Origin of the sequence: Winogradskyella sp. ECml5-4, from assembly GCF_036903175.1 — a bacterium.
Lineage (GTDB): Bacteria > Bacteroidota > Bacteroidia > Flavobacteriales > Flavobacteriaceae > Winogradskyella > Winogradskyella damuponensis.
In genome coordinates this window covers 1-4,574 of sequence record NZ_JAYJLF010000036.1, presented here as the reverse complement: position 1 = coordinate 4,574, position 4,574 = coordinate 1, and the positions used below count along the sequence as shown (strand labels likewise).

6 protein-coding genes are annotated in these 4,574 nt (G+C 29.9%); all 6 read left to right on the top strand.

Annotated elements, in window-relative coordinates:
• The first annotated feature begins 181 nt into the window (after window positions 1–181).
• Window positions 182–943, top strand: coding sequence for a DUF6090 family protein (locus VDP25_RS17295; protein ID WP_334471835.1), 762 nt, complete (start codon window positions 182–184; stop codon window positions 941–943).
• 160 nt (window positions 944–1,103) lie between these two features.
• Window positions 1,104–1,568 carry a hypothetical protein gene (locus VDP25_RS17290; RefSeq protein WP_334471834.1) on the top strand — a complete coding sequence of 155 codons (465 nt, stop codon included), beginning with the start codon at window positions 1,104–1,106 and terminating at the stop codon, window positions 1,566–1,568.
• Window positions 1,569–1,570: 2 nt separating this feature from the next.
• Entirely contained in the window at window positions 1,571–1,855 is a 285-nt protein-coding gene (locus VDP25_RS17285; protein ID WP_334471833.1) for a hypothetical protein, read from the top strand.
• 394 nt (window positions 1,856–2,249) lie between these two features.
• Complete coding sequence (locus tag VDP25_RS17280) at window positions 2,250–2,720, top strand: hypothetical protein (protein WP_334471832.1); 471 nt, start codon at window positions 2,250–2,252, stop codon at window positions 2,718–2,720.
• A 205-nt stretch (window positions 2,721–2,925) separates the two neighbouring features.
• Window positions 2,926–3,303 (top strand): hypothetical protein, encoded by a 378-nt coding sequence (locus tag VDP25_RS17275; protein WP_334471831.1) that lies wholly within the window; start codon window positions 2,926–2,928, stop codon window positions 3,301–3,303.
• Between the two features lie 249 nt (window positions 3,304–3,552).
• Window positions 3,553–4,488 (top strand): glycosyltransferase, encoded by a 936-nt coding sequence (locus VDP25_RS17270; protein WP_334471830.1) that lies wholly within the window; start codon window positions 3,553–3,555, stop codon window positions 4,486–4,488.
• Window positions 4,489–4,574: the final 86 nt, after the last annotated feature.

Sequence of the window (4,574 nt, the reverse complement as noted above, 5' to 3'; positions counted from 1 at the left end):
TTTATCCTTAAATTTAATGAATTGTAAACTTAAGACGTGTATAATTCATTGCTAGTTAAAGCTTACTTACGAAAGTCCTCGCGGACTTTCTATCTGTGATTTATTTGCTAACTTTAGTGCTTAAATACGCAACTAATCATACACAAAACCGTTGTGCCTAATTATGACAAACCATTAACCAATGATAAAATTCTTTAGAAAAATTAGACAAAAAATGTTGACTGAAAATAAATTCAGTAAGTATCTGATTTATGCCATTGGAGAAATTGTTCTTGTGGTCATCGGAATTTTGATAGCCTTATGGATAAATAACAACAATATCCAAAATCAAAACAAAGAAAAAGAAAGATTTGGCCTCATTGAGATTAGAGATAACCTCATTTCGGATACTCTGCAACTTGATAACAATCTCAAGCATTTTAAAAACCGACAAGGGGCAATATTGAAAACTATGAAATTGCTGTCAAAAAATGACTTCAATTCAAAAGATAAAGATTCTCTTTTCTTTCATATTATGTCTGGAGAATTGTTTCTAAATGCGAGATTCAAGTCCAATAGTGTAGGATTTTCAAATATGGTAAGTTCAGGGAATATTGAACTTTTGAGCAATAATGAATTAAGAAAAAAATTGAGTGAATATTATCTTATCAAAAACGATGAATTTGGAGCTTATGATTTTACAATAACAGTATCTCGAGATTTTCAAAATTATTTGGCACCACTATTGGCTAATAATAGGAATGTTAAAAAATTTTTTGGAATTGATTCACCATTAGAAAAAGAATTCGACGTGGAACAACTTCAATCAGCACAATTATTTGGTTATCTGGTACAGCTATTTGTCATTATAAATACGTCGTCAGAAGAATCAATGGAACTCAAGAATGATATCACAACATTAATTGAAATAACAAACAAGGAGCTGGATAGTTTTGAAAAATAACGAAAGCACAACAATGTGTATAATTCATTGCTAGTAAAGGCTTACTTGCGAAAATTCCAGCGGAATTTTCTATCTGTGATTATTTGCTAACTTTAGTCCTTAAACACGCAACGAAATCATACACTAGACCGTTAGCAAATATTTAAACCGAGCATTACGAATGAAAACATTTTTGATTTTAATATCATTTCTATTTCTTACCAATTCAAATGTTATTCACCAAGACACACCATTACAAATTGACGGAAATGGAAATATAATTGGTTTACCGAAAGAATTTAGTCCTGCGAAATTTGACTTAAAAAAGAAAAAATTGAGAATAAATGATAAAGAAATTGTCTTCCCAAAATGTCTAAATTATTACTTTGAGGAACATAAAAATCCTAAATTGAATTTATCTGCTTCTTGGTATCATTCAAAAGAGATTATGCCATATTATCTAAATTTTGACATTTCTGATAAGAGTGTAAATTATGGATACATAATTTTAGTTGATTTAGAAACATTGGAATTGATTTATGTAAACAAATCAATTAGAGAAGGAAATACGACATACAATCCGAAAGTAGAATTAGAGGAAAAGTGTCTTACTGAATATAAAAACGGAATTAAAACTTTTAAATAATTATGTCAAATTTTTATCCAACTATACACAACGAAATTGAGGAATTCGGCTTTCCAGCTTATGAAGTTAGAGGTAAAGAATTGTATCCTACTATTCATAATGACAAAATTCATTCTTATGGATTACCTGCATATGAAGTTAGAAATAAAGATATTTATCCAACAATTCATAATTCTGTTGACGATTATGGATTACCTGCTTTTGAAATTAGAGGAAGTTCTGTTTATCCAACAATACATAATGAAAGATATGATTACGGATTGAGTGTATTTGAAATTCGAGATTAAAAAAACATTTGCTAACACCGTATAAAAATAATTGCGGTTTAGTGCTTAATCAAAGGCAATTGCGTGTTTGCCTGCATCTGATTTTCCTTCGGAAAATCCTCGCATACAAACCCGCAACTATCCTTATACATAAACGTTATGCGCAAGTTGAACAGACCAACTTAAATAGTGCTTCGGTTCAAATTTATTGATTTTAAGAAATAAAAATGAAAAATGATTACGTCGAATTTTCTACTCAAATGGAATTTAAAACTATTTGGAAAATAATGCTGAATAAAGCTATCCAAAGTTCTGTCCGCAAATCGAAAATTTAGCTTTCACCAAGTTCTGGCTGAATAACAGAAACGACAAACATCAAAGCTGAATTGTTCGTTGATAAAAATATTTTAGACAAATGACAATAGAAGAAATTAAGAAAATTGCTCAACCTTACGTTGAAGAACCTGTATATAGTTTTGAAATTGAAAAAGAATTATTTGAAGATCCAAATGGTCGAGCAAACTATAATTTAAAAATTAAAGAAAATGTTCAAAATGTATTTGGAGTTTATGTTTGGGTGGATAACTTGACAAATCAAATTATATATATTGGTATGGCTGGAAAAATAAAAAACAATGGAGAACTTGGTAGCCATTCAATTAAAAATAGATTAACAGCTTCAAGAGGTAAAGATAGATTAACCAAAAAAGATATTTTGACAAATGATTATGTTAAAGATTTTATGCAAACTGAAAACATAAACTCATTAAGCTTTTATATAATGATTTCAAAAAAAGAAGAACCACCTGCATTTATCGAAGCTCTATTACTATACAAATATTATAAGAAAGAAAAAAGATTGCCGAAATTAAACAATTCATTTTAAAATAAAACCAGCGCATAACAACGTTTATAATTAATGGCTAGTTCAGGCTTGCTTACGAAAATCCTCGCGGATTTTCTATTCGGTTTTTATTTGCTAAATTAGGTACTTAAACACGCCACTAATCATACACGAGACCGTTCTACGCAATTTGCGCGACTATCTCAAAACATTTGCCTAATTAGAAATATTAATAAAACTAAAAACTATGAGAATTTTATCCATCCTACTAATTATTTTGAATTTTTCATTCGCACAAAGTCAAAGCTCAAAAAACCTTTTAATCGACAAAGCGCCTTGCACTTTCGAAATGACAATTGCTGAATTAACAGACAATGAATTAAATTTTAAATGTGACGAAATCTATGAAAACCAATCTTTTGGAATAGAAAACTTTAAAATTAAGTTCATAAGAAACGCATCAATTCTTGTTTCAGGAAATTCACTCAATGGCAAATCTATTTCGTTAGCTAGAAAGCTTAAAACTGGAGATTATGTGACTATTTTCGATATAGAAAATATTAACATAAATGGAAAAAAATCCCAAGAATTTAAAACTTTAGTTATTAAAATTATTAAACCTTAATTAACAATATGAATTAAGATTAAGAATCAAACTAGAAATAACACTTTTAGAGTAAATAAACAGAATATTGAAATGAATGAAATAAAAACTGCGTAGAACACCGTGTATAGTTAATTGCTTTTTTGAGCTTACTTGCGAAAATTCCTGCGGAATTTTCACGGGTTCGTAAATGTTTGCTAACTTAGTTGCCTAACCACGCAACTAACCATACACAAAACCGTTGTAAACCATACCCAAAAAACACCGCGAATGACATTAATAAGTCGATTAGTCTTCTTCAAAGATGAACAGAAGACGGAAAAAAAATCGTCTGAACGAATTACAAAAAACGAAATTTCGATTGTAATTCCAGTAAAAGACAACCAAAAAGGAATTGATAACTATTTAACCAAATTCTTTGAAACTCACTCTAAAGCTAACTTTCCAAAAGAGATAATAATTGTTGACAATAATTCAAGTCCAGCAATCGAATTAAAATCTGAATATCTGAATTTCGGTTTGCCGATTGAATTAATTTTATGCAGAAAAATTGGACCAGCTTCTGCACGAAATAAAGGAGCGAAAATTGCAAAAGGAAAATGGTTGCTTTTTAACGATAGTGATTGTATTCCAACAAAGTCAATTATTAGGGGTTATTTAAAAGCTGACAATAACTCTGTTGCTTATGCTGGCAATATTAAATCGTTAGATAATGACAAACTTTCAAAATATTACGAGAGCCAAGAAATTTTAATTCCTCTGAAAACGTATGATGAAAATGGCGATTTCGTTCCGCAGTATTTAATTACAGCTAATTCCCTAATTTGGAAAAAGGCGTTTAACGCAATTGGTGGATTTAATGAGCAAATTGCAATTGCAGGTGGCGAAGATGTTGATTTAGGCTTACGACTTTCTGAAAACGGGAATTTATCTTACGCTTTCGATAGTGTTGCAATCCACGATTTTTCAGATGGAATTTTAGGTTTTTATAAGAGATTTAAAAGATATGGCGAAGGAAATCGGATTGTAGAAGAGTTGTGGAAAACTGATTTAAAACCTACTCTATTCCGGCCAAATGAACGAAATTTTGTTAATGAAATTTTAGCGAAATTTCAGTATATTGGGTTGCGAATTGGATATAGGAAAGCCGACAAAATCGTGCGAAAGTACGGTTTACAACAAAGTACTGTGGTAAAAAACAAGTAAAAATGTATTAATTTTTCACTAAAGTACTTTTATAATTTCCATCATATATTAATCCTGATTTAGCTAGTGCAAAGGCCTGTTTTAGT

What these genes read in the sequence shown, in the direction of transcription:
- VDP25_RS17295 (WP_334471835.1), top strand. Translation starts at nt 182, where the DNA reads ATGATAAAATTCTTTAGAAAAATTAGACAAAAAATGTTGACTGAAAAT.
- VDP25_RS17290 (WP_334471834.1), top strand. Translation starts at nt 1,104, where the DNA reads ATGAAAACATTTTTGATTTTAATATCATTTCTATTTCTTACCAATTCA.
- VDP25_RS17285 (WP_334471833.1), top strand. Translation starts at nt 1,571, where the DNA reads ATGTCAAATTTTTATCCAACTATACACAACGAAATTGAGGAATTCGGC.
- VDP25_RS17280 (WP_334471832.1), top strand. Translation starts at nt 2,250, where the DNA reads ATGACAATAGAAGAAATTAAGAAAATTGCTCAACCTTACGTTGAAGAA.
- VDP25_RS17275 (WP_334471831.1), top strand. Translation starts at nt 2,926, where the DNA reads ATGAGAATTTTATCCATCCTACTAATTATTTTGAATTTTTCATTCGCA.
- VDP25_RS17270 (WP_334471830.1), top strand. Translation starts at nt 3,553, where the DNA reads ATGACATTAATAAGTCGATTAGTCTTCTTCAAAGATGAACAGAAGACG.